Origin of the sequence: Fusobacterium mortiferum ATCC 9817, assembly GCF_000158195.2 — a bacterium.
Lineage (GTDB): Bacteria > Fusobacteriota > Fusobacteriia > Fusobacteriales > Fusobacteriaceae > Fusobacterium_A > Fusobacterium_A mortiferum.
This window is the reverse complement of record NZ_GL987994.1, coordinates 96,428-120,242: the sequence shown is the minus strand read 5'-3', so window position 1 is coordinate 120,242 and position 23,815 is coordinate 96,428. Positions and strand designations below refer to the sequence as shown.

Here is a 23,815-nt window from a genome sequence, read left to right as displayed (position 1 = left end):
TCAACTCCAACTAAAATCATACAAGCCTCCTTGAATAAAAAAGAATTTGATACTGTTTTAGACCACGGTAACTCTTTAAGATTGTAACCTCGTTCTAAATAAACCATCAAAGTGGTATCTAACTAATTAACAAATGAATAAAGAGCCTGTGGTTAGAGCCTTAATAAAACCATTAAAATGGTAGGAGTGATAAACTAATCCACAGTATCTAATAATAGTATATTACATAAAATTTAAAATAGATTAGTAATTAGTAAATTATTATATAAATATTATACGAGGAGTGATATATATGATAAAAACTTATGATTGTAAACTTGATTTATTTGAAACGGAAGTAGCTATAAAAAAAGTTAAGGACTTTTTTGAGAGAGCTCTAGCTTATGAATTAAACCTTACTAGGGTATCTGCACCTCTTTATGTTAGAAAATCTTCTGGTTTAAATGATGACTTAAGTGGAGTAGAAAGACCTGTAAAATTTGATACTCATTGGGATAGAAATGAAGAGTATCAAATTATACATTCACTTGCTAAATGGAAAAGAATGGCTCTTAAAAGATATAAGTTCCCTGTACATACAGGATTATATACAGATATGAACGCTATTAGAAGAGATGAAGATTTAGATAATATCCACTCTATGTATGTTGACCAATGGGACTGGGAGCTTATAATAAACAAAGAAGAAAGAACAACTGAAACATTAAAAGCTATTGTAAAAGATATCTACAAAGCTCTTAGAAAAACAGAAGAGTTTATCAATAGAGAGTATCCTGTATTTTCTACAAAATTACCTGAAGATATTTTCTTTATAACTTCTCAAGAATTAGAAGATGCTTATCCAGAACTTACAGCAAAAGAGAGAGAAAATGAAATTTGTAGAGTACACAAAGCTGTATTTATCTCTCAAATAGGAAAAACTTTAAGATCAGGTAAAAAGCATGATGGAAGAGCTCCTGACTATGATGACTGGGAATTAAATGGAGATATCTTAGTATGGAACCCTGTATTAGAACAAGGTTTTGAGCTTTCATCTATGGGAATTAGAGTTAGTGAAGAGAGCTTACAACTTCAATTAAAACTTGATGGCAAAGAAGAAAGAAAAGAATTACCTTTCCACAAATCTTTAATAGCTAAAGAGTTGCCTTATACTGTTGGTGGAGGAATAGGACAATCGAGAATTTGTATGTTCTTCTTAGAAAAATTACATATAGGAGAGGTACAAGCATCTATATGGCCAGAAGAAATGGTAGAGGAATTTGCTAAAATAGGAGCTCATTTCCTATAATATTATCTTAGTGAAAAATAGGGTCTATTGTAAAACTTTACAATAAACCCTATTTTTATTATTTACTATTTTTTTCTATTTTTCTTGTCCAAGTACAAATTAATCCAGTAATCACTATAAATATTAAAGTTATTATTGATGCTCTCATTTTTATAAATTCTCCACCATATAAAATTCCTAATTTAGAGAAAATTACATAGATATAAACTAATAATGCCATCAATATAACTGATACTGTATATCTATACTCCCAAGGCTCAATAGGAACCTCATATCTAACTGGTAAACTATACTCTTTTTTAGGAGGAATAATTTTATCAACTACATAAATTATGATTAAACAAATTACAAATAAAATTGCTACTACATATAGGAAATGTAATTTAAAGCTTCCTATAAATTGAGTATATCCATAAACTATTACAAAGAATCCCATACTTATTTTTGCTGCTAAAGCACTAGCTTTTCTACTAAATATTCCTACTAAAACTATTATAGCTATTGGTACACTAAATAGTCCAGCAACTTTTTGTATAAACTCAAATAACCCACCAGAAGATTTAGATATAAATGGAGCTACTATCATTGAAAATACTGCAAGAATAGTTCCAAAATATTTACTAATTTTTATTAAGTACTCCTCACTTGCTTCTGGTTTAAATAGTGGCTTATAAATATTTAAACTAAATATTGTAGAAGCAGAGTTTAAAGCTGAGTTAAAAGAACTTAATACTGCTCCAAACAATACAGCACCAAAGAAACCTGTCATATAAGTAGGAAGTAATTTATTTACTAAAGTTGGATATACTATGTCTCCACCTATTTCATTTCCATAGATACAATAAGCTATTATTCCAGGTACAACTAATATCAATGGAGCTACTACTATCTTTAATAATGCTGTTAACAGAACCCCTTTTTGCCCTTCTTTTAAAGATTTAGCTCCCAATGCTCTTTGAATTATAGCTTGGTTAGTACACCAATAATATAGAGCTGTTATTCTCATTCCTGTAATAGCTGCTCCAAAAGGTGCTTGTGAATCTTTACCTCCTATAGTATTTAGCTTTTCAGGTGCATGTTGGAAAATATATTCCATACCCTTTAACATACTTCCATCTCCTAAATATATAAATCCAAGAACAGGTATTGCTAGTCCTCCTATTACTAAACCAACTCCATTGACAGTATCAGATACTGCAACAGCTTTTAATCCACCAAATATTGCATATATACTTCCTATTATTCCTATAAGCCAAACAGATAAAACTATTGCACTCTCTTGTGAAATTCCAAATATTCCAGGAATATCAAAAAGTTTCATCATAGCTATTGAACCAGAATATAGTACTGTTGGTAAAAATGCTATTCCTAAAGTTAATAAGAAGAATATACTTACAATATTTCTAACTGATTTGTCATATCTTTCTTCCAAAAATTCTGGAACTGTTGTAATAGAACCTTGTAAATATTTAGGTAAAAAATATATTGCCAAAATAACTATACCAATAGATGCTCCAGATTCCCAAGCTATTACTGCAAGTCCACTTTTAAATCCCTGTGCATTAAGCCCTACCATCTGTTCAGTAGATAGATTTGTTAACATCATTGAACCAGCAATTACTGTTGCACTTAAACTTCTACCTCCTAAGAAATAACCACTCTCTGTTTTCAAATCGTCATCTTTTGTAAGATACCAAGAGATTACAGCAACTAGAGCTGTAAAGAACACGAAAGTTCCCAGTGTAAAAACCATATTCCTCACTCCTTAAAATTTATTAATATTGATTACTTAATTTAATTACCAGTTTGCTGTTCTTTTTGATAATGGGTCACTACACTCCATCATTCTATAGCAAGCTTTTAATAAAAGCTCATTTTTTAATTGTAAGTATTCCTCTTTAAAGAAAAGGTTTGTTGTTTCTTGAGGATCTACTTCTAAGTCATACATCTCCCCATATTCTTCATTCATAAATAAATTTAATTTATATCTCTTATCTCTATAGCTTTTAACCATTATTCCTCTATCTCTAGCATCATAGGTTACTATTGCAGATTTTTTTACCCTCTCTTTATCTATTTTTTGTAAAATATTTTTTAAGCTTTCTCCTTGAATACCATATGGAACTTCTTTTCCTATTAATTCTAAAATAGTTGGAACAATATCAATATTTTCTACTATTTCATCTGAAGTTACAGATTTTTCTACTCCTTTTCCCCAAAACAATAAAGGTACTTTTATTAAGTTATCATACATAAATGGTCCCTTTTGTAAAAGTCCATAATCTCCCATATACTCTCCGTGATCACTTGTAAAAATAATTATAGTATTATCTAACTCTCCCTTTTTCTCTAGCTCTTTTCTTATCTTTCCTATCTCTTGATCTATAAAAGTTATCATAGCATAATAATATCTTGTATATTCTTCTACCTTTTCATCAGAAAGTTTATGCTGCTCACCACCACCAGGCCAATATCCTCTTTCTCCTTGTCTCTTTAAGTATTCTGGTCTCTCATTACAAAATTTATCTTTTGAGATAGGAGAGTCTATTTCTACTCCATCATACATTCTAGCAAACTTTTCAGCTGGATCAAATGGATGGTGCGGGTCTACAAAATTTGTCATCATAAATAATGGTTTATTAAAATCGTATTTTCTTATTGCTTCACAACTCTTCATTCCTATCCAATAAGTTTGATTAAACTCTTCTGGCAAAGGATTCATTCCATCATTTCCCTTACCTACTTCTAGATGATATCCATTTTCATCTAAAAAATCTAAATATTTTCCCTGTTTATCATCTTCTGTAATATAAGTTTCATCAAAACCATAATAAGTCTTATCTCTTTCTCTTACTCTATCTCTTACTTCTACATCTTCATAATTATTATCAAAATCTTTTAACTGAGGTCTGAAATGCATCTTTCCAACACCTATATTGTAGTATCCCTCACCTTTTAACCAATCGGCTAAAGTAATCTCATTTTCATCTAAACAAGTTCCAATATTCCAAGCTCCTGTATTCATAGGATATCTTCCTGTAAAGATTCCTGCTCTTGATGGAGTACACACTGGACTACTACAAAATGAATTTGTAAATACCACTCCTTCTTTTGCCATCATATCCAAATTAGGAGTTATCACTTTAGAATTTATATATCCAATAGCATCAGCTCTCATTTGGTCAGTTGTTATTAGTACTATATTTGGTTTTTTATTCAACTTTTTCACTCTCCTTCATAATACTTTTAAAATATTTACTATTAATAAAATTATCTATTCCATACCTCAATGCACCTTTAAGAATAATATTTTCGCTATACTCCCTCTTAATTATCTCTATCTCTTTTTCCTTTATTAATAAATTATTTTTTATTACTCTTCTCAATTCTTTCCAGAAAAAATCTTCTAAATAGGTTATCTTTCCAGTTATAATTATTTTCTCTACTCCTCCTAATATATCTAGCCATAAAATTAAAGAAGAAAGAGGTGTTATCATATCCATAATCTCTTTTCTAAACATCTTTTCATTTTTATTTGCTTTTTTTAAAATTTCTTCATAAGTTAAGTCTAGTCCATAATTTTTCTTTATCTTTTCCTCTATTCTCCAATTTGCCATAATAGTTTCAACACAACCTTTATTTCCACAAACACAAATTAAAGAATTTTCTGAAAAGTCAAAAGGAATATGCCCTATTTCCTTTGTTTCTAAATTTATTTGATTTTTTTCTCTATCATATCTAACTATTGTAGATCCTACTCCATTTTCTATATTAAGAATTGCAAAGCTCTCATTTTGATGTTCTTCAATTTGAGAGTAAGCTATCATATTTACCCCATTTTCTAAAAATACTGATATACCAAATTCCTCTTCAAATATCTCTTTTAAATTTATATTTTTCCAATGATAATAAGTAGATATTTTAGCAATTCCTTTTTCAGAATCAACTATTCCATTCATTCCTATACTAATTAACATTACTTCATTTTCAGATAAAATATCTCGTATTATCTTTTTAGTTGCTTTTAAAATACTAATATTCTCTTCTACTAAAAGATTAAATCCCTTTTTTTCATTTCCATCTACATCCATCAAAGATAGTACTACTTTATCTAATCCAAAATAAATGGTTAAAATATTTTTTATTATCTCTCTATTTATTTTTAAATATCTTTCCTTTTTTCCAACACTATTTTTTTCTACTACTTCATCTTCAAAAATCAATTTTCTTTCTATTAAATTAGTTACTAATTTGCTTACTCCCATTTTGGAAATATTTAAAAATTTAGTTAACTCATTTCTTGTAGCTTTTTTATTTACAAATATATAATATAAGATTTTTTCTTTATTATCTTTTCTCATATTTGTCACTCCTCGTATAATATTTATATAATAATTTACTAATTACTAATCTATTTTAAATTTTATGTAATATACTATTATTAGATACTGTGGATTAGTTTATCACTCCTACCATTTTAATGGTTTTATTAAGGCTCTAACCACAGGCTCTTTATTCATTTGTTAATTAGTTAGATACCACTTTGATGGTTTATTTAGAACGAGGTTACAATCTTAAAGAGTTACCGTGGTCTAAAACAGTATCAAATTCTTTTTTATTCAAGGAGGCTTGTATGATTTTAGTTGGAGTTGATGTCGCAAAAGATAAGCATGATTGCTATATTATGACTTCTGAAGGAGAAGTATTATTCAAATCATTTACTATTGCTAATAACATGGAAGGCTTTAATCAGCTTTATGAGAAGATATTATCTGTTATAGATAATTTCGATAATGTAAAAATAGGACTTGAAGCCACAGGACACTATTCTTACAATATCTTGGGTTATCTTCTTGATAAAGGTCTGACTCCCTATGTTATCAATCCGTTACATTCAAATCTTTATAGAAAAAGTCTAAGCCTTAGAAAGACGAAAACGGATAAAGTTGACTCCCGCATCATTGCAAGTATGTTAATGTCTGATGTGAGCTTAAAGCCCTATTCAAATACATTATACCACAATGAAGAGTTAAAATCACTAACTCGTTATCGTTTTACTAAAGTTCAAGAAAGAGCAAAACTCAAAATTTCTATATCAAGACTTGTTACAATTCTTTTCCCTGAACTTGAAAAATTGGTACCAACCTTACAAATGAACTCTATTTATGCACTTTTATATGAGTTTCCTAGTGCTCATGCGATAAGTAAAGCCCATTTAACTAGACTAACAAATTTACTTAATACAACCTCTAAAGGTCATTATACAAAAGATAAAGCTGTCTTGATTCGTGAAGCCGCAAAGAACTCCATAGGTTCGAATATGCCTGCAAAATCCTTAGAACTTAAACATACGATTAAGCTAATTAAAGAATTAACTTCTGAAATCAATGAAATTGAAGAAGAGATAAAAATTATTATGAATAAAATCAATTCTCCAATATTGACAATTCCAGGAATAGGTTTATCAACAGGAGCTCAAATATTGGCAGAAATAGGAGATTTTAAAAATTTTTCTTCTCCTGATAAGTTACTAGCTTTCGCAGGATTATCTCCATCAACCTATCAATCAGGTAATATGTATTCTTCCAATGCGAAGATGGAAAAACGAGGCTCAAAATACCTAAGGTTTGCTTTGTTTTAATGCAGCCATCTATGTAAGCTATTGGGAACCAACATTTTCTCAATATTTGAAAAAGAAACGAGTAGAAGGCAAACATTATTATGTAGCAATATCTCATGTAGTAAAAAAATTAGTTAGACTTATTTTTCACTTAGAAAAAACAAATGAAAGATACAGTACAGTAGTCTAATTGTTCATAAATTTTAATACTGTCAAAAGGTTCTAACTAAACCTTCATTTTGTGATGTAAATTTCTAAATTAACAAATTTAAATTAAATTTTTTTATTTTTGATTTGACATTTAATAGTTAGTCTTATGTGCTAAGTATAACTCTTTTTTCATTTTATTTGTATATATAAAATATCATTTTTATTGTTTTAGAACAATCATTATTAAACTAATTTGTAAACTTTTTTACTAATTAAAGTTATTTCTCATTTCTATTAGTAAACTAAAAAAGGGGCTGTTACAAACACAGCCCCTTTTTTTCTACTTTCTTGTATTTTCTTTAAAAATTCTCATAATATTTGTAGCAGTAAATATTCCTACTGCCATAGCGCCAGCTATAATAAAAGTACTTATTCCTTTCTCAAGTGCAAGAGGATAATTTTTATTAATAAGATTATACATCATATAATAAATTCCACCTCCAGGTGCAAGAGGTATTAAAGCTGCTATTAATATAGTTGTTACTGGTGTTTTTAATTTTCTAGCAACTATCTCTGAATAAAGAGAAAGACATAACGTTGCTATAAAGTAATTTGGTCCATCTGTCAAATTATAATTTTTTCCTAAAAGATATACAACCCAACTTATTCCACCTGCTATCCCTGTGTGAAAAAGATTTCTATTTTTAATATTAAACATTATTCCAAAACCAATAGTAGTTATTATAGCTGCTATTATCTGCACTATCCAATTATTAAAATATATATCTATCATATTGTACCTCCTAATCTTAAGAAAATATTTAATGCTACTCCAGAACCTACAGCAATAGAAGTTCCTATCATAGCAACTTCCATAAGTCTAGACATACCTGTAACTAAATCTCCAGCAAAAATATCTCTCATAGAATTAATAAATGCAACTCCTGGTACTAATATCATTAATGTTGATATAATTGTAATTGATGCCCCTACAGTAAGTCCTGTATAATGAAAAAAACAGGCTACCACTGTAGCTATAAATCCACAAAGTAAATTAGTAAAAAAAGTTCCTAAATTAAGTTTATCTGAAATTTTTGAGAATATTGCTATAGCTAATCCAGATAAAAAAGAAGCTAAAAAATCATTTATATTTCCTAAAAAAAGTATGGAAAAAAATGAAGCCCCTATACAATTTCCTGCAATGTTTACTAAAAAAGAATATGGTTTTTCCTTAGTTATATTTTCTAGTTCTTTTTCTAGATTCTCAATATCATAATTTCCAATATTTTTTATTAGTGTAGAGACTTTATATACCTTATCAAGATTAGTATTTCTTGATTTTACTCTTCTCACTAAAGAAATAATTTCGCCATTTAAATTTTCAAAAGTTATAATTATACAAGTAAGAGTAGCAAAACATTGAGGATAAAATCCAAAATATTCAGCTACTGCACATACACTATTTTCAACCCTATATACTTCTGAACCATTTTCTAAAAGTGCTTCTCCTACATCTCCAGCAAGATTTAACACCCTATATTCAAATTTTTTATCCATACTCAACTCCTAAATTTATAATCTATTCAATAAATTATATCACGGGATATTAATACTGAAAAGAAAATTTAATAAATATGTTTAAATATAATTAACATCTTTTTTATTATTTTTTTCTAAAATATCCTTTTGATAATTTTTAGATATTCTCATCATATTTTCAATAAAATCCAAATAATATTTTTCTAATTCTTTATTTACTAAAATTTTACAATTTCTCTCTATTACTTCTTTTTCTCTTCCAGCATCTAAAATTTGTAAATTATTTTCCATTTTATAAATAATTACATCTTCCATTTGCTTCATTCTCTCTTCAAAAAGCTTAGTTATCTCTTTATCTATTCTATTTATCTCTTTTCTTGCATTTTCTAATTTATTCATACAATTACCTCTTTTAAAAAATTTTAAAAACTACACCCTCAATTTTTAAATTTTAGGTGTAGTTTTCTTTTAATCTCTTAATTTTTTGTTTTACATTCTTTCTAATGTTTTAATTCCAAGTAAATCCAATCCATCTTTTATAGTATCTCCAGCTACTTTAGCAAGTAATCCTCTTGAGAATAAAATCTCATCTTCCTGATTAAGTATTGGACAACTATTGTAGAAGCTATTAAACTTCTTAGCTAATTCAAATAGATAATCAGCTATTACATTTGGCTTAAATGTTTCAGAAGCTTTTATTACTGCCATAGGGAAGGCAGCTATATGATTAGCTAAAGCTCTTTCTTGAGGAGTTTTTACTAATATAGTTTTAGTAAAATCTATTCCTTTACCTTCCGATTCTGCCTTTCTTAAAATAGATTGAATTCTAGCATATGAGTATTGAAGATATGGAGCAGTATTTCCTTCAAAACTTAAAATTTTATCCCATTCAAATATTATTGGACTTTGTCTATTTTGAGATAGATCAGCATATTTTATAGCTCCTACTCCAACTATTTCAGCTATATTATCTTTTTCTTCAAATGATAAATCTGGGTTTTTCTCATTTACTATATCATAAGCTCTCTTTTTACCCTCATCCATTAGTTGCTCAAGTCTAATTACATTTCCTTTTCTTGTAGAGAATACTCCATCAGCAAATCTCATTATTCCAAACCAGATATGATGTTTAGGAACATTCCATCCTAACATATCTGTTATTTTAAAGAATTGTTTAAAGTGGTCTTGTTGTCTCTCATCTGTTAAATATATTATTTTATTAATATTATAGTTATCTTTTCTAAATTTTACAGTAGCTATATCAGATGTAGAATATAGGAAAGCACCATCTTTCTTTTGTACTATACATGGGAATAGGTTATCTTCCTCTGGGAAGAATACTACTTTAGCTCCATCATCTTCTACTGCTATTTTCTTTTCTACTAATTCTTCAATTACACCTTGCATCATATCATGATAGAATGACTCTCCATAATAAGTATCAAAATGAACATCTAATCTTCCATAAAGCTTTGCATACTCATCTAATGATACTTTTATAAATTCTTTCCAAAGAGCAAAGTTTTCTTCATCTCCGTCTTGTAACTTTTTAAGTTCAAGTCTAGCTTCTTCTTCAAGCTCCGGATGTTCCTCAGATTGCTTTGTAAACTCTACATATACTCTTTCAAGCTCTTCTATAGCATTAGTTTCATAAGCTTCTCTATCTAACCATCTTCTATATCCTATAATAAGCTTTCCAAACTGAGTTCCCCAATCTCCTATATGATTATCAGCTACAACATGATAACCTAAATATCTATAAATTCTTGCTATTGAGTCACCAATTATTGTTGAACGTAAATGTCCTATATGCATTCTTTTAGCTATATTAGGAGAAGAGAAATCTATTACTACATCTCCCTCTCTATTTAAGAAAGAAAAATCATAATTTTCTTCTCTAGATTTTTTTAATAGCTCTCCTAAGTATTCACTTTTTAAAAATATATTTATAAATCCTGGTCCAGCTATCTCTAATTTTTCTATTACACTATTCTCTACTAAATTATCTACTATTTCTTGAGCTATTGCTCTTGGATTATTTCCTATTATTTTAGAGTTCATCATAGCAAAGTTAGTTTGAAAATCTCCAAATTTTTCATTTGTAGCTACTGATATCTCTATTTTTTTTAATTCTTTATCTCCATATAATTTTTGTACTGTTTCTTCAAAAATTCTAGCTATCTCTTTATCTATAATATGCATCTCTTCACCTTCTTTTTCAACATATTTTGTGACATTTTCCTTAAAAATAAAAAAAAGGGACAAAGTCCCAAAAGAAAAGCTCCAACCTACCGTCTTCAATACAGTTTTAGTCGCCAAAACCATAAGTGGTAGTCAGTTACTAACAGCATACAGAGTCCGTAATCAACTTAAGCTCTAAGCTATTCGTGACTTTGCTGAGCTACTGAAAGCAGCGCCAACCCCGTGACGACATTAGGCCCAAAACCTCAAGAAATAACGAGTAGGTCAGAAATCTATTCTTATTAAGGAAATTATATCACTTATTTATAAATTTTTCAAGTATTAAAATTTTTTTCTTTTTTATTACTTTTCTATTTTTTCTTCTTCTTTATAAGTTACAGCAATATTTAGCTCATCTAATTGCTCTTTGTCAACAAAATTTGGTGCTTCTGACATTAAACATTGCCCTTTATTTGTTTTAGGGAAAGGAATGACCTCTCTTATAGAAGCTTCTTTTAACATTACCATTAGCCATCTGTCTATTCCAAAAGCAAGTCCTCCATGAGGTGGTGCTCCATATTTGAAAGCATCTACAAAGAATCCAAACTTCTCTCTAGCTTCTTCATAAGATAATCCTAATCTTTCAAACACTTTGTTTTGGATTTCAGGATTAAATATTCTTATAGAACCTCCTCCTATTTCAAATCCGTTTAATACCATATCATAAGTGTTAGTTCTAATACCTTCAGTTTGTCCACCTAAGAAAGATTCCATATCTTCTGCTTTGATAGAAGTGAATGGATGGTGCTCAGCTTTGTATCTTCCCTCTTCTTCATCATAAGTAAACATTGGGAAATCTACTACCCATAGGAATTTAAACTCATCATTATTAATTAAATCTAACTCTTTTCCTATTCTAAGTCTCATAGCTCCTAAAGCTCCATATACTACTTTTGCTTTATCAGCTATTATTAAAATTACATCTCCTGGATTTGCTTCAGCCTTAGCTATGATAGCTTTCATTTCCTCTTCTGAGAAAAATTTAGCTATTGGAGAAGTTATAGCTCCATCTTCAGCTATTTTTATGTATGCCATTCCCTTTGCACCAAAATATCTTTTAGCATGCTCTTCATACTCTCCAAGAACTTTTCTTGAGAATTTTTCAAAAGCTTTTGGAGCTGTTATACACTTTATAATTCCACCATTGTCAGCTACATCTTTAAATGCTTTGAATCCACAATTTTTAGCTATCTCTGTTAAATCTTTTAGCTCCACTCCAAATCTTACATCTGGTTTGTCAGAACCAAATCTTGCCATAGCTTCAGCATAAGGCATTCTTGGGAATTTATAATCAGCAACTTCTCCTGTTATTGCTGTAAATACATTCTTAGCTAATCCCTCTATTGTATTCATTACATCATCCATCTCAACAAATGACATCTCTACGTCTAATTGAGTGAATTCAAATTGTCTATCTGCTCTTAAGTCCTCATCTCTAAAACATTTAGCTATTTGGAAATATCTCTCTACTCCAGCTATCATTAAAAGTTGTTTAAATAATTGTGGAGATTGAGGTAATGCATAAAAAGTTCCTGGATTGATTCTACAAGGTACTAAAAAGTCTCTTGCTCCTTCTGGAGTAGATTTATTTAATAATGGAGTATCCACATCGATAAATCCCTCTTTATCCATATAATTTCTAATAGCCATTATCATCTTATGTCTCATTCTAAGATTATTTAACATCTTAGGTCTTCTGATATCTAAATATCTATATTTTAATCTGATATTTTCATTTAAATTATCCTCTGTTCCAGTTATTTGGAATGGTAATACATCACAGTTATTTAAGATAGTTAGTTCAGTAGCAAATACTTCTATCTCTCCAGTTGGGATATTCATATTTTTACTATGTCTTTCTCTTACAGTTCCTACTACTCTTATAACTGCTTCATTTCTTAATTTTTGAGCTTGTTCTACAACATCCTTTGGAGCTACATCTATATCAAAAACTACTTGAGTTTTTCCCTCTCTATCTCTTAAATCGACGAAAGTTAGTCCTCCTAAGTCTCTAGTTGTATCTACCCAACCAGATAGTGTAACTGTCTGTCCGATATTTTCTTTTCTTAATTCACCAAGATTATGAGTCCTGTAAATCATTCTTACCCTCTCCTTAATATACTTGAAAACTAAGAATTATTCTAGATTACATAACTCTTAAGTTTCCATACTCTAATTACAATATAATTATTATTTACTTTTTAATTATCTCAATAGCTTTTTCTAAGCTCATCTCTTCCTGTGTTCTAGCACTAAAATCTTTTAGCACCACAACATCTTTATTCATCTCATCTTCTCCAACAATTATACAGTATTTTACTGCTAATTTGTCAGCTTTTTTCATATGAGATTTCATTCCTTTAGAATTAAAATCAACAAAAGTTTTTATTCCATTATCTCTTAAAATTTTAGCTATTTTTAATCCAAACTCTTGAGTATTTTCTCCTAACCAAGCTACATATACATCTGGATTATTTTTAGGATAATCTTCAAGAAGCATCATCATTCTCTCTACTCCAGCAGCAAATCCTACAGCTGGTATATCCTTATCTCCTAACTGCTTTAATAGGTTGTCATATCTTCCACCACCTAATACAGTTCCTTGAGCTCCTAATTTATTAGTTACTATCTCATAAACAGTACTTGAATAGTAGTCAAGTCCTCTTACAAGTCTTGAATCTTCTACATATTTCACTCCAAAAATATCTAAATATTTTTTTACTGTTTCATAATGAGCTCTTTCCTCTTCATTTAATGAATCTATTATACTAGGAGCATCTTTAGTAAGCTCTTTACACTTGTCAACTTTACAATCTAGAACTCTTAAAGGATTTTTCTCCATTCTCATTCTACAATCTTCACAAAGCTCTTCTTTCATTGGCTCTAAGAAATTTAATAGCATCTCTCTATACTTAGTACGAGAAGCATTAGTTCCTACAGAGTTAATGTGCACCTCTAAATCTGTAATTCCTAATTTTTCTAATAGAGAGTAACTCATAGCAATAACTTCAGCATCTAATATAGGTGAGCTTTCTCCTAAAACCTCTACTCCTATTTGGTTAAACTCTCTTTGTCTTCCTGCTTGAGGTCTCTCATATCTAAACATTGAACCATTATAGTAATATTTAGTAACATCTTCTTTTCCATAGATAGCATTCTCTAGATACGATCTTACAACAGAAGCTGTATTTTCAGGTCTTAAAGTTAAGCTTCTATCTCCTCTATCCTTAAAAGTATACATCTCTTTCTCTACTACATCTGTTCCCTCTCCAATTCCTCTTTTGAATAAATCAGTCTCTTCAAATATTGGAGTTTTTATAAATGTATATCCATAACTTTCAAATATCTCTTGAGCTGTCTTAGATATATATGTATATTTTACTGCATCTTCTCCAAAAATATCCTTTGTTCCTCTAGCAGCTTTTATAAGTTTCATTACTTCACCTCTTCTATTTTCCCCATAATTTTTCTAACTTTTCTTTTATGAGTTTTTCATTTTTATTATCTCCAGGAATATAATATTTCCTTTTTTTATTACTATATTTTTGTTTTACAAAATTTCCTTGATAATCATGTGGATATAAATATCCCTTTGGATTATGACAAATATTTTGTGGAACAGCTTCCATATCTCCATTTTCAATATCCTCTAAAGCTTTAGCTATTCCCATATAACAAGAATTACTCTTAGTAGAAATAGCTATATAGATTACAGCTTGAGCTAAAATTATTCTAATTTCTGGCATACCTATTCTTTCACTTGCCATCATAGCACTATTAGCTACAAGCATAGCCTCTGGATTAGCCATTCCTATATCCTCACTAGCATGTACCACAAGGCGTCTAGCTATATATCTTGGGTCCTCTCCTCCAGCAAGTAATCTCCCTAGCCAATAAAGAGCTGAGTCTGGGTCACTTCCCCTCATACTCTTTATCATAGCTGAAATTAAATTGTATTTATCTTCAGCTTTATGATATGAAGCTTGTCTTGTTCTAAAGATTTCTAATACCTCTTCTAATTTCAAATCTGTACAACTATTTTTATAGAGCTCAAGATAATTTAAAGCTATTCTACTATCCCCTTGAGATATATCTAAAATACACTCTATTATTTCATCTGATACATCTTTTAACTCTAATTTTTCTATTCCTCTTCTAACTATTTTCTCAATATCTTTCCTCTCTAAAGCTTTAAATTCAAAAATCATAACTCTTGAAAGTAAGGCATTATTAAGAGAATAATAAGGGTTTTCAGTAGTAGCTCCTATAAGAGTAATAGTTCCATTTTCACAATGAGAAAGAAGAGCGTCTTGTTGCATCTTATTAAACCTATGTATCTCATCTAAAAAAAGTATTGTCTTCTTGCCATAAAACTCTATACTCTTTTTAGCCCTCTCTACTACTTCTCTCAAGTCATTTAAAGAAGCTGTAGTGGCATTTAAAGTTTCGAAATTACTATTGATACTTTTAGAAATTATCTCTCCTAGAGAACTTTTTCCACAACCAGGTGGTCCATAAAAAATTGAATTAGAGATATTTTGTCTTTCTATAAGTTTTCTAAGTATTCCTCCCTTTCCTAAAAGTTTTTCCTGCCCTATAAAATCCTCTAAACTTTGTGGACGTAACTTCATAGCTAAAGGCTTTACTACTTCATAATTATTTCCAAATAGATTATTTGTCATTCTATCATCTACCTATAAAAAAGACGTATTGAACCCAATACGCCTTTTACTCTATTTTACTAAGTATAATAAAAGTGCACTAACGATAAATAGTGTTGCTACAACTTCAGTTGCTCTAGCTAAAGGCCCTCCATCTTTTGATATTCCAAATACAGTGTTTGATGCTCCTAATCCCATACTTGCAGATGTTCCATGGCTCCTGTCTGGTTGTATAAGCACTAATACTATCAATGAAATGGCAAAGATAAATAGTAGAACTGTAAATAAAGTTTCCATCTTATTCCTCCCACAATTTTCTATAAATAATCTATTAGATTATACCATAATCACTCAATCTCGGTCAATAAAAAAACGAGGAAAATTCCTCGTTTTTATTTTATTTAACTATTTTCTGATTCCTAATCTAGCGATTAAGCTTCTGTATCCTTCTAGGTCTTTCTTAGTTAGGTAAGCTAGTAATCTTTTTCTTTGTCCTACCATTTTTAATAATCCTAATCTTGAGTGGAAATCTTTTTTATGAGTTCTTAAGTGCTCAGTTAAGTGGTTGATTTTCTCTGTTAATAGAGCGATTTGTACTTCTGTAGAACCAGTATCTCCTTCAAATTTTCCAAACTCTTTAATTATTTCTGCTTTACTTCTCATAGCCATTTTAAGTTTCCTCCTAAATTATATATTATCTAAGCTAAGTAATACGAGGCTAACCGTAAAACTGAGCCTAAATTCTTTTGTTATTATAGCACAGATTATTGATTTTGTAAAGTATCTTCAGTAGTTTTTTCTTCTACTATCTCCTCTACTTTTTCAGAAAGGATGTCTTCTCCTTTCATTATAGCTTCAAACTCTTCTCTGTTTAAATGTTCTTTTTCTAATAGAGCTTTAGCTACAGCATCTAATCTATCATAGTATTTGGTAATAGTATCTAAAGTCTCTTTATACATAGTTCTTACTATTTTTAATATCTCTTCATCTACTTCTTTACCTGTTACATCACTATAATATTTTTGTTGGAAGTAATCTCCCTCTTTTGTATTATCTAATAATATTGGTCCAAATTTTTCATTCATACCAAATCTTGTTACAATAGCATGAGCTATTGCAGTAGCTCTCTCAATATCATTGCTTGCTCCAGTAGTAATATCTCCAAATACTATTTGCTCAGCAGCTCTTCCCCCATAAAGTATTCTCATCTCATCTAAAAATTCACTCTTAGATTTATAACTTCTATCCTCTTCTGGTAGAGCCATTGTATATCCACCAGCCATACCTCTAGGTACGATAGAAATTTTATGAACAGGATCAGTATTTGGTAGTGCATAGTGCATAACAGCATGTCCAGCCTCATGATAAGCAGTTATTTTTCTCTCTTTCTCAATAACTTTTTTAGATTTTCTTTCTGGACCTATACTTACTTTTTCTGAAGCTTCTTCTAAATCTTCCATAGTAATCTCTTCTCTATTTTCTCTAGCTGCTAATATTGCTGCCTCATTTAATAAGTTTGCTAAATCTGCTCCAACAAATCCTGGAGTTTTCTTAGCTATTACTCTTAAGTCTACATCTTTAGACAATTTTTTTCCTCTTGCATGTACCTTCAAGATAGCTTCTCTTCCATCAATATCTGGACTATCTACATAAACTTGTCTATCAAATCTTCCAGGTCTCATAAGAGCTCTATCTAAGATTTCAGGTCTGTTTGTAGCTGCTAAAACTATAATAGTTTCCTCATTTCCAAATCCATCCATCTCTACAAGAAGTTGGTTAAGAGTTTGCTCTCTCTCATCATTTCCTCCACCTTGTCCAGAACCTCTTTTTCTTCCAACAGCATCTATCTCATCTATAAAGATTATACAAGGAGCATTTTTTCTAGCCTTATTAAATAGATCTCTAACTCTTGAAGCTCCTACCCCTACGAACATCTCTACAAATTCAGAACCTGACATACTAAAGAAAGGAACTTTTGCCTCTCCAGCCACTGCCTTAGCAAGTAAAGTTTTACCTGTTCCTGGTGCTCCTAATAGAAGTACTCCCTTAGGAATTCTAGCTCCAATATTTTTAAACTTCTCTGGTTCTCTTAAAAATTTTACAACCTCTTCTAACTCTACTTTTGCCTCTGTAATTCCAGCTACATCATCAAAAGTAACCTTAGATACATCTTCTCCATTCTCTTTTGCTTTAGATTTACCCACATTAAATATTTGTGGTCCTCCACCATTTCCCTTTCCCATTTTATTCATCATAAATATCCATACACCAATTAATAGTAACATTGGGAACCACGAGATTAAAACATTTAAAAGTAGTGGCATCTGTTGTGGTGGTACAGATTTTATAGCTGCTCCATTAGCTTCAATAGTTTCAACTAATTTTACATCTCCACCTAATCTATCTGTTATCATTCTAGCACTGAATACTTCTTTTTCATCAGCAGTATATCCATAGATATACCCCTCTTTTTCATCTACCTTCTTAATTTTTCCATCTTTTACAGACTGAACAAACTCAGTATATGAAATCTCATTGCTAGGAGTTTTACCAGTATCAGATAACATAGCAGGAAGAGACATTACCAATGTTATTATAAATAGTAACATTATGAAACCTTTAAAGTTAAATTTTCCACCTAATTGTTTAAATTTATTCTCTTCATCCTTATCTTTGTTCTTATTATTTTTATTATTGTTTTGAGCCATTCCCTCTTTTAATTTATTTCTTAGCTCCTCTTTTCTCTCTTTTACCTCATCTTCAAACTCTTTTTTTCTCTCTTCTTCATCAGATTTTACTTCTGCTGACTTTTTCTCCTCTTTTTTCTCTTCAACTTGATTTTCTTTCTCTTGTTGAATATCTTTTTCTTGCTCTTCTATCTTTTGATTTTCATTTTCATCAAATAAGTTCTTATCGTTCAATTATTTTGTCCTCCTTACACTTAGCTTAATACATCTTTTTTCTGTACTATTATATTTTTCATTTCCTCTTACTCCTGCTATCCACACAATATTACCATTATGAACTATAAGAGGAATAGAATCTCTTTTTTCCTTACCTATTTTTTCATTTATAAAAATCTCTTTTAACTTTTTTTCCCCCTTCATACCTGTTGGAATGATTTTATCTCCATCTTTTCTCCCTCTTACAATAAGAGTATCTCCTAATTTAAGATTTGTATAAAAGCAGTTTTTATTCTGCTCCCCTCTTTCTACGTACTCTGCTTCTATTATATAATCTCCGTATTTAATCTTATTAGGTATTGTAAAAGTAACTTCTTCAATATTATTCTTAATGAGATTTATTTTTTGGATTTTTAATATATTATACTCTTTCTTTAAGATATATTGACTATCTAAAGAAATCTCTTGACTTCCACCTTTTTCTAATATACTCTCAATTAAAGATATTTTTTTTCTATTTACTTCCAAACCATATTTGTATAGATATTTACTTAAAATTTTTCCTCTTATACTTTTAGGAAATTTTAAAATGCTCTCTATATTTATAGTTTCGTTATAAGAAAATTGTTCTATCTCTTTTTCTATGAAGATATTTATATCTCTTATCTCTTCTATCAAAGAAAAAATCTTATCCTTAAATTTAGGATTATATCTTTTCTCTATAAATGGAATCAAATCAATTCTTATACTATTTCTAGTAAACTCATTCTCTAAATTAGTACTATCTATACAATAAGAGATATTATTCTCATCTAAATAATTTACAATCTCACTTTTATATATCTCAGATATTGGACGAATATATCTATCCCTTTTAGTAGCTATTCCCTCTAATCCAGAAAGTCCTGTTCCTCTTGTAAGTCTAAACATAAAAGTTTCTATCTGGTCATCTTTATTGTGAGCCAATGCTATCTTATTACCATTGGTTTTTTCTAAAACTTCCTTATAAAAACTATATCTTGCTTCACGTCCTGCTTCTTCTAAAGATAGTCCCTTCTCTTTCCCAAGAGAAGTAATATTTATCTTTCTAGCAAAAACTTTTAGCCCTTTTGACTTTCCATAATTTATAGAAAAATCTTCATCTCTTTGTGCTTCCTCTCCTCTTAGAAGATGATTAATATGGACTAAGACAATATCAAAATCTATCTTCTCTCTTAGTTTAAGAAGCATCTCTACTAGAAAAACAGAATCAGGTCCTCCAGAAAAACCAACAACAATTCTATCTCCATTCTCTACCAGAGATTCCTTTTTATTTCTACTTGCTACTCTTTCAAACAAACTCATAAAATCACTCTTTTCATAAAATTATAACATATATCAAAGTATTTTTCCAAAGAATTTTACTTTTCTTCCCTATTATTTTTTATTACTCTTGTAGACTTATTTCTATAATCAAAGAACACATATATATCTTCAAACTCTTTAGTGAAAATATTATAACTAAATCTTTCTAGCTCGCTATTTTTATGTCCCTCTCTAATACTTTTATAGTTGCCCTCTCTAATAATCTCATCATAGAGCTCTCCATCTTTCTCACTTTTAAACCACTCTGGATAAAATCCTGTTTTTCCTAACATTAAGTAGTCATACTTTAAATACTCTACAAATATCTCTCTGTCTTTAAAATTTTTCTCTAAATAAAATTCATATAGAAGAGTGAAAAGTGTACTCTCTTTATGACTTACTTTTAAATAACCTTTTTTATCAAAATAATCAGCAATATCCTCATAAAATGAGAAAGCACTCTCATAGTGATTCTCTATTAACCACTGTACACTCTCTGGAAATTTCTCAGAATTATAATAAAAATCTAATACTTTTTCAAGATTTTTTAATTTTACTATTTCAGCAAAACTTATAAAATCATTTGAGAAAACCTCATATGGTGGTTTAGAAAAATACTTATAATTATATTTTTCTCTCTCTTCATACATTTTTGTTCCCTTTAAAAGTTTTAAAAAACCAAGTTGTATCATCTCAGGTTTCATACTATGTACATAGTCAAAAGAGTATCTAAATTTTTCATATGTTTCATAAGGAAGTCCTGCAATTAAATCTAAATGTAGATGAATATTTCTACTTATTCTTCTTATATTATGCTCTAACCTCTCCAGATTATTTACTCTTCCTATACTTTTCATAGCTTGAACATCTATTGTCTGTACACCTATTTCAAATTGAAAATATCCCTTTGGTACAGTTTCTAAAAAATCTAAAGTTTCCTCATCAAATATATTAGCATTTATCTCAAAGTGAAAAGTAATTCCCTCTCTATAATTTTCTAATAAAAATTTCCAAATAACCATATACTTCTCTTTACTAAGATTAAATGTCCTATCTACAAATTTCAAAAGCTTTATAGGAGAATCAATAAATCTTTTTAAATCCTCTTTTGTTCTCTCAATAGAGTAATACCTTACACTTTTATCTATTGAAGACATACAGTACGAGCAGTTAAAAGGGCATCCTCTTGAAGATTCATAGTAAAATATCTTTGTTCTATCTTGTAACTCTTCCTCATCATATGGAAATGGAATTATATCTAAATTTTCTATAAGAGGTTCTATTCCATTATATTTTATCTCCTCATCCACTCTATATACTACACCTTTCACTTGTGAGATATCTTGAGTGAAAAAATTAAGTAAGATTTTTTCTCCCTCTCCTGTAAAGATATAATCTATCTCTTCATTTTCTCTCATAGTTTTTTCCCATTCATAAGATACCTCTGGTCCTCCTAGAGCTATCTTTACATTTGGAAGTATTTTCTTTAACTCTTTACTTAGAGAGAAAACATACTCTTTATTCCATATATAAGTAGAAAAAACTATCATATCTGGTTGCATTTCAAATAAATCTTTAATTATATTTATAAGTTGATTGTTAATATTAGTTTCATAAATATCTAATTTTATCTCACTATTTTTTTCTACATACTTTTTTAAATATCTTACTGCTACATTTAAATGTACATATTGACTGTTTATAGCAGTCAAAACAATTTTTTTCATCTTTTACTCCTTATTTTTTATTGTTCCTTTGAAAATTTAGATGCTCTCTATATGTTCTACTAAAAAAGTGACTTCCATCTCCTTTAGCCACAAAAAATAGATAGTCAGTGCCTGCTGGATTATATGCTGCTTCAACAGAATCAATAGCTGGATTACAGATAGGTGCTGGAGGTAACCCCTTATATTTATAAGTGTTATATGGAGAATCTACCTTCAAATCTTTATAATATATTCTTTTTTTAGCATAATCGAATACAAAGTTTACTGTTGCATCTGATGATAATGTCATTCCTTTTTTCATTCTATTATAAAATACAGATGCCATAACAGGTTTTTCACTTTTTACCATAGCCTCTCTTTCTAAAATTGAAGCCATTATTAATTTTTGATAAAACTCCTCTTTATCTGGATATTTTTCACTTGGAAACTTTTTTAAAAACTCTTTCAACATAGTATCTACTAATATTTTTTCATCATATTTTTCTGGTAAAAAATATGTTTCTGGATAAAGATATCCTTCAAAATTCCCATTAGGTGTTGGATAAGGGAAGGTTTCAGCTGCCCTATTTAACTCTGCATAAAACTCATCTCTATCTATATGACCTATTTCTTCTAAATGTTCTACTATCTGTTTTACACTAAACCCTTCTGGAATAGTAACTTTTACCATTCTTCCCTTTCCAGACTCTAATATATTTATAAGCTCTTCTAATGAATAACTTCCTTCAATATGATACTGACCAGCTTTTATTCCTCTTCCTCCATTTCTAAATCTCAAATACAATTTAAATATAAAACTATCAGAATTTGGAAGTGGTGCCAAAGACTTCATAAGAGGTTGATTTTTTTCTATTGTAAGTATTGTATTATATTTCTCTTTTCCTTTTACTTGAAAAAAAATATATACTCCCAATATTGTAAATAAAAGAATAAATATTCCTGCTATATTGTAATAAATTTTTTTCATCTTTTTCTCCTATCTAATTATTTTTCCTTAATTATTATAACATATATTCTATATTGTTAGAATAGAAAAATTATAAGTATTATGGTTAAGTTTCTTATATTTTTTAACTTTATTTTTTATATAAAATTTTTTTATTTTTTTCTTGACATATTTTTGTTATTATGATATTATAATCCTTGTGATGAGCGATGCGGGAATAGCTCAGTTGGTAGAGCGTCAGCCTTCCAAGCTGAATGTCGCGAGTTCGACCCTCGTTTCCCGCTCCATTTCATCTGGGGATATAGCTCAGTTTGGGAGAGCGACGCACTTGCACTGCGTAGGTCAGCGGTTCGATCCCGCTTATCTCCACCACGCCTAGATAGCTCAGTTGGCTAGAGCATACGGTTCATACCCGTACGGTCGATGGTTCGAATCCATTTCTAGGCACCATTTATGTTTATAGCACTCTTTCGGATGAAGGAGTGTTTTTTTTATTTCTATTAATAAATTAACTTAAAAAGAAAAAAGAGAAAATTATTCAATGAATCTTTTATCATTTTCATAAAATTCTCTTTTTTACTTTAGTTTTTAATCATTCCAAGGTTCTACTTTAGATTTTAAAACTTCTTTTGTTTCTGCGTCTATATCAAAGTCATATTCAAATCCATTGTGTAAAAATTCTACTTCATATACATATTGAATTTTCTTTCCTTTTATAATTTTATAATCATCTTCCTGTTCTAATTTAACTTTAATATATTGTACTTCTGTTGAATTAATTTCAGCTGTTTTTATAGCTATCTCTTTTGCTTCTTCTGAGCTAATCAATTTTAATCCATTTTTTGAAGCTTGATTTAAAACAAGTCTTTGTTCTATCTCTTTTGCTTGTCTTTCCTTTAAAGAATCTGCATATGTTGCTCCTCCTATCCCAAGTATAAAGGCAGATAACCCTAAACCCACTAAGAATTTTTTTCCCATATCTTTTACATTTATCTTTTTCATTTTATTTTCCTCCTTAATCTTTTTCTATCTTTATGTTTTTATTATATAGAAGAATTATGAAAGGAAGATTAAAATAAAAAATTTTTTAAAAAAAGCTGAGTAGCATTAAAAAAATGCTTTACTCAGCTCTCTTTTTTTGTATAATATAGTCGCCAAACAAAATATACAAAAGGAGATATACATGCTTTTAAAACACATATTCTCTGATATTAATATATCAAATCTTTTAACTCAGGTCAAAAAATATTTTTACTATAATCATTTTCTTTACATTGAAGAGACTATTCAAAAATTTCTTGCTTGTTCAATTGATAAAGCTTTCATTGTTTATCAATGCCCTCTGTGCGGTAGCGCTCATAAATTTAAAATTTCTTGTAAATCTAGACTTTGCCCG

The 23,815-nt window shown here is 29.4% G+C and carries 20 protein-coding genes and 3 tRNA genes; 6 read left to right on the top strand and 17 right to left on the bottom strand.

All coding sequences use genetic code 11. From position 1 onward, the window contains the following. Positions 1 to 292: 292 nt before the first annotated feature. The gene (gene asnA / locus FMAG_RS10255; protein ID WP_005886447.1) at positions 293 to 1,288 is read left to right on the top strand and encodes an aspartate--ammonia ligase; all 996 of its coding nucleotides are present in this window, start codon (positions 293 to 295) and stop codon (positions 1,286 to 1,288) included. Positions 1,289 to 1,346: 58 nt separating this feature from the next. On the opposite strand, the gene FMAG_RS10250 is transcribed toward asnA, so the two are convergent. Genes FMAG_RS10250 through FMAG_RS10240 form a run of 3 tightly spaced genes read right to left on the bottom strand, consistent with a single transcriptional unit; the run spans position 1,347 to position 5,649 of the window. After that, positions 1,347 to 3,041, bottom strand: coding sequence for a solute:sodium symporter family transporter (locus FMAG_RS10250; protein ID WP_005886445.1), 1,695 nt, complete (start codon positions 3,039 to 3,041; stop codon positions 1,347 to 1,349). A gap of 45 nt (positions 3,042 to 3,086) precedes the next feature. Continuing rightward, positions 3,087 to 4,517, bottom strand: coding sequence for a sulfatase family protein (locus FMAG_RS10245; RefSeq protein ID WP_261660866.1), 1,431 nt, complete (start codon positions 4,515 to 4,517; stop codon positions 3,087 to 3,089). Next, entirely contained in the window at positions 4,501 to 5,649 is a 1,149-nt protein-coding gene (locus FMAG_RS10240; protein ID WP_005886443.1) for an ROK family transcriptional regulator, read from the bottom strand. Before FMAG_RS10240 ends, FMAG_RS10245 begins: the two co-directional genes overlap by 17 nt. Positions 5,650 to 5,921: 272 nt before the next feature. Here FMAG_RS10240 and FMAG_RS10235 point away from each other — a divergent pair, with 272 nt between their 5' ends. Then, complete coding sequence (locus tag FMAG_RS10235) at positions 5,922 to 6,929, top strand: IS110 family RNA-guided transposase (protein WP_222609699.1); 1,008 nt, start codon at positions 5,922 to 5,924, stop codon at positions 6,927 to 6,929. A 469-nt stretch (positions 6,930 to 7,398) separates the two neighbouring features. Here the strand turns inward: FMAG_RS10235 and FMAG_RS10230 are convergent, their stop codons facing one another. From FMAG_RS10230 to mltG, 13 genes are all read right to left on the bottom strand, one after another. Next, a complete protein-coding gene (locus FMAG_RS10230; protein ID WP_005886442.1) occupies positions 7,399 to 7,851 on the bottom strand; it encodes a threonine/serine exporter family protein in 453 nt (150 codons plus the stop codon). After that, complete coding sequence (locus tag FMAG_RS10225) at positions 7,848 to 8,615, bottom strand: threonine/serine exporter family protein (RefSeq protein ID WP_005886441.1); 768 nt, start codon at positions 8,613 to 8,615, stop codon at positions 7,848 to 7,850. The genes FMAG_RS10230 and FMAG_RS10225 overlap by 4 nt, the downstream gene beginning before the upstream one ends. Before the next feature lie 81 nt (positions 8,616 to 8,696). Beyond that, positions 8,697 to 8,996: a chorismate mutase gene (locus FMAG_RS10220; RefSeq protein WP_005886440.1), complete on the bottom strand. Its 300-nt coding sequence runs from the start codon at positions 8,994 to 8,996 to the stop codon at positions 8,697 to 8,699. A gap of 90 nt (positions 8,997 to 9,086) precedes the next feature. After that, on the bottom strand, positions 9,087 to 10,799 hold the full coding sequence (gene argS, locus FMAG_RS10215) for an arginine--tRNA ligase (RefSeq protein ID WP_005886439.1): 1,713 nt from the start codon (positions 10,797 to 10,799) through the stop codon (positions 9,087 to 9,089). A gap of 342 nt (positions 10,800 to 11,141) precedes the next feature. Beyond that, positions 11,142 to 12,938: an aspartate--tRNA ligase gene (aspS, locus tag FMAG_RS10210; protein WP_005886438.1), complete on the bottom strand. Its 1,797-nt coding sequence runs from the start codon at positions 12,936 to 12,938 to the stop codon at positions 11,142 to 11,144. Positions 12,939 to 13,032: 94 nt separating this feature from the next. Continuing rightward, entirely contained in the window at positions 13,033 to 14,274 is a 1,242-nt protein-coding gene (gene hisS, locus FMAG_RS10205) for a histidine--tRNA ligase (protein ID WP_005886436.1), read from the bottom strand. A gap of 13 nt (positions 14,275 to 14,287) precedes the next feature. After that, the gene (locus FMAG_RS10200) at positions 14,288 to 15,520 is read right to left on the bottom strand and encodes a replication-associated recombination protein A (protein ID WP_005886434.1); all 1,233 of its coding nucleotides are present in this window, start codon (positions 15,518 to 15,520) and stop codon (positions 14,288 to 14,290) included. A gap of 51 nt (positions 15,521 to 15,571) precedes the next feature. Further along, a complete protein-coding gene (secG, locus tag FMAG_RS10195; RefSeq protein ID WP_005886432.1) occupies positions 15,572 to 15,796 on the bottom strand; it encodes a preprotein translocase subunit SecG in 225 nt (74 codons plus the stop codon). A 108-nt stretch (positions 15,797 to 15,904) separates the two neighbouring features. Further along, on the bottom strand, positions 15,905 to 16,162 hold the full coding sequence (rpsO, locus tag FMAG_RS10190) for a 30S ribosomal protein S15 (protein ID WP_106991898.1): 258 nt from the start codon (positions 16,160 to 16,162) through the stop codon (positions 15,905 to 15,907). A 101-nt stretch (positions 16,163 to 16,263) separates the two neighbouring features. After that, positions 16,264 to 18,420 carry an ATP-dependent zinc metalloprotease FtsH gene (gene ftsH / locus FMAG_RS10185; RefSeq protein WP_005886427.1) on the bottom strand — a complete coding sequence of 719 codons (2,157 nt, stop codon included), beginning with the start codon at positions 18,418 to 18,420 and terminating at the stop codon, positions 16,264 to 16,266. Then, entirely contained in the window at positions 18,421 to 19,746 is a 1,326-nt protein-coding gene (tilS, locus tag FMAG_RS10180) for a tRNA lysidine(34) synthetase TilS (RefSeq protein ID WP_005886425.1), read from the bottom strand. 56 nt (positions 19,747 to 19,802) lie between these two features. Continuing rightward, entirely contained in the window at positions 19,803 to 21,473 is a 1,671-nt protein-coding gene (locus FMAG_RS10175; RefSeq protein WP_005886423.1) for a B12-binding domain-containing radical SAM protein, read from the bottom strand. Between the two features lie 10 nt (positions 21,474 to 21,483). Next, on the bottom strand, positions 21,484 to 22,440 hold the full coding sequence (mltG, locus tag FMAG_RS10170; protein ID WP_005886422.1) for an endolytic transglycosylase MltG: 957 nt from the start codon (positions 22,438 to 22,440) through the stop codon (positions 21,484 to 21,486). A gap of 190 nt (positions 22,441 to 22,630) precedes the next feature. Here mltG and FMAG_RS10165 point away from each other — a divergent pair. The 3 genes from FMAG_RS10165 (at position 22,631) to FMAG_RS10155 (ending at position 22,869) form a co-directional block, all read left to right on the top strand. After that, positions 22,631 to 22,706: transfer RNA gene (locus FMAG_RS10165), tRNA-Gly, on the top strand. An 8-nt stretch (positions 22,707 to 22,714) separates the two neighbouring features. Continuing rightward, a tRNA-Ala gene (locus FMAG_RS10160) sits at positions 22,715 to 22,791 on the top strand. 1 nt (position 22,792) lies between these two features. Continuing rightward, positions 22,793 to 22,869 (top strand) — tRNA-Met (locus FMAG_RS10155). A gap of 138 nt (positions 22,870 to 23,007) precedes the next feature. Here the strand turns inward: FMAG_RS10155 and FMAG_RS10150 are convergent. Next, on the bottom strand, positions 23,008 to 23,421 hold the full coding sequence (locus FMAG_RS10150; RefSeq protein WP_005886421.1) for a PepSY domain-containing protein: 414 nt from the start codon (positions 23,419 to 23,421) through the stop codon (positions 23,008 to 23,010). Positions 23,422 to 23,602: 181 nt separating this feature from the next. Between FMAG_RS10150 and FMAG_RS14285 the strand changes: the two genes are divergently transcribed. Next, positions 23,603 to 23,815 (top strand): transposase zinc-binding domain-containing protein (locus tag FMAG_RS14285; RefSeq protein ID WP_005886420.1); only part of this gene is annotated, 213 nt, incomplete at its 3' end.

Coding starts and splice junctions, on each gene's coding strand:
- FMAG_RS10230 (WP_005886442.1), bottom strand. CDS start 7,851: ATGATAGATATATATTTTAATAATTGGATAGTGCAGATAATAGCAGCT.
- rpsO (WP_106991898.1), bottom strand. CDS start 16,162: ATGAGAAGTAAAGCAGAAATAATTAAAGAGTTTGGAAAATTTGAAGGA.
- hisS (WP_005886436.1), bottom strand. CDS start 14,274: ATGAAACTTATAAAAGCTGCTAGAGGAACAAAGGATATTTTTGGAGAA.
- asnA (WP_005886447.1), top strand. CDS start 293: ATGATAAAAACTTATGATTGTAAACTTGATTTATTTGAAACGGAAGTA.
- FMAG_RS10235 (WP_222609699.1), top strand. CDS start 5,922: ATGATTTTAGTTGGAGTTGATGTCGCAAAAGATAAGCATGATTGCTAT.
- aspS (WP_005886438.1), bottom strand. CDS start 12,938: ATGATTTACAGGACTCATAATCTTGGTGAATTAAGAAAAGAAAATATC.
- FMAG_RS10220 (WP_005886440.1), bottom strand. CDS start 8,996: ATGAATAAATTAGAAAATGCAAGAAAAGAGATAAATAGAATAGATAAA.
- FMAG_RS10250 (WP_005886445.1), bottom strand. CDS start 3,041: ATGGTTTTTACACTGGGAACTTTCGTGTTCTTTACAGCTCTAGTTGCT.
- argS (WP_005886439.1), bottom strand. CDS start 10,799: ATGCATATTATAGATAAAGAGATAGCTAGAATTTTTGAAGAAACAGTA.
- FMAG_RS10240 (WP_005886443.1), bottom strand. CDS start 5,649: ATGAGAAAAGATAATAAAGAAAAAATCTTATATTATATATTTGTAAAT.
- FMAG_RS10150 (WP_005886421.1), bottom strand. CDS start 23,421: ATGAAAAAGATAAATGTAAAAGATATGGGAAAAAAATTCTTAGTGGGT.
- tilS (WP_005886425.1), bottom strand. CDS start 19,746: ATGAGTTTGTTTGAAAGAGTAGCAAGTAGAAATAAAAAGGAATCTCTG.
- FMAG_RS10175 (WP_005886423.1), bottom strand. CDS start 21,473: ATGAAAAAAATTGTTTTGACTGCTATAAACAGTCAATATGTACATTTA.
- FMAG_RS10225 (WP_005886441.1), bottom strand. CDS start 8,615: ATGGATAAAAAATTTGAATATAGGGTGTTAAATCTTGCTGGAGATGTA.
- secG (WP_005886432.1), bottom strand. CDS start 15,796: ATGGAAACTTTATTTACAGTTCTACTATTTATCTTTGCCATTTCATTG.
- FMAG_RS10200 (WP_005886434.1), bottom strand. CDS start 15,520: ATGACAAATAATCTATTTGGAAATAATTATGAAGTAGTAAAGCCTTTA.
- mltG (WP_005886422.1), bottom strand. CDS start 22,440: ATGAAAAAAATTTATTACAATATAGCAGGAATATTTATTCTTTTATTT.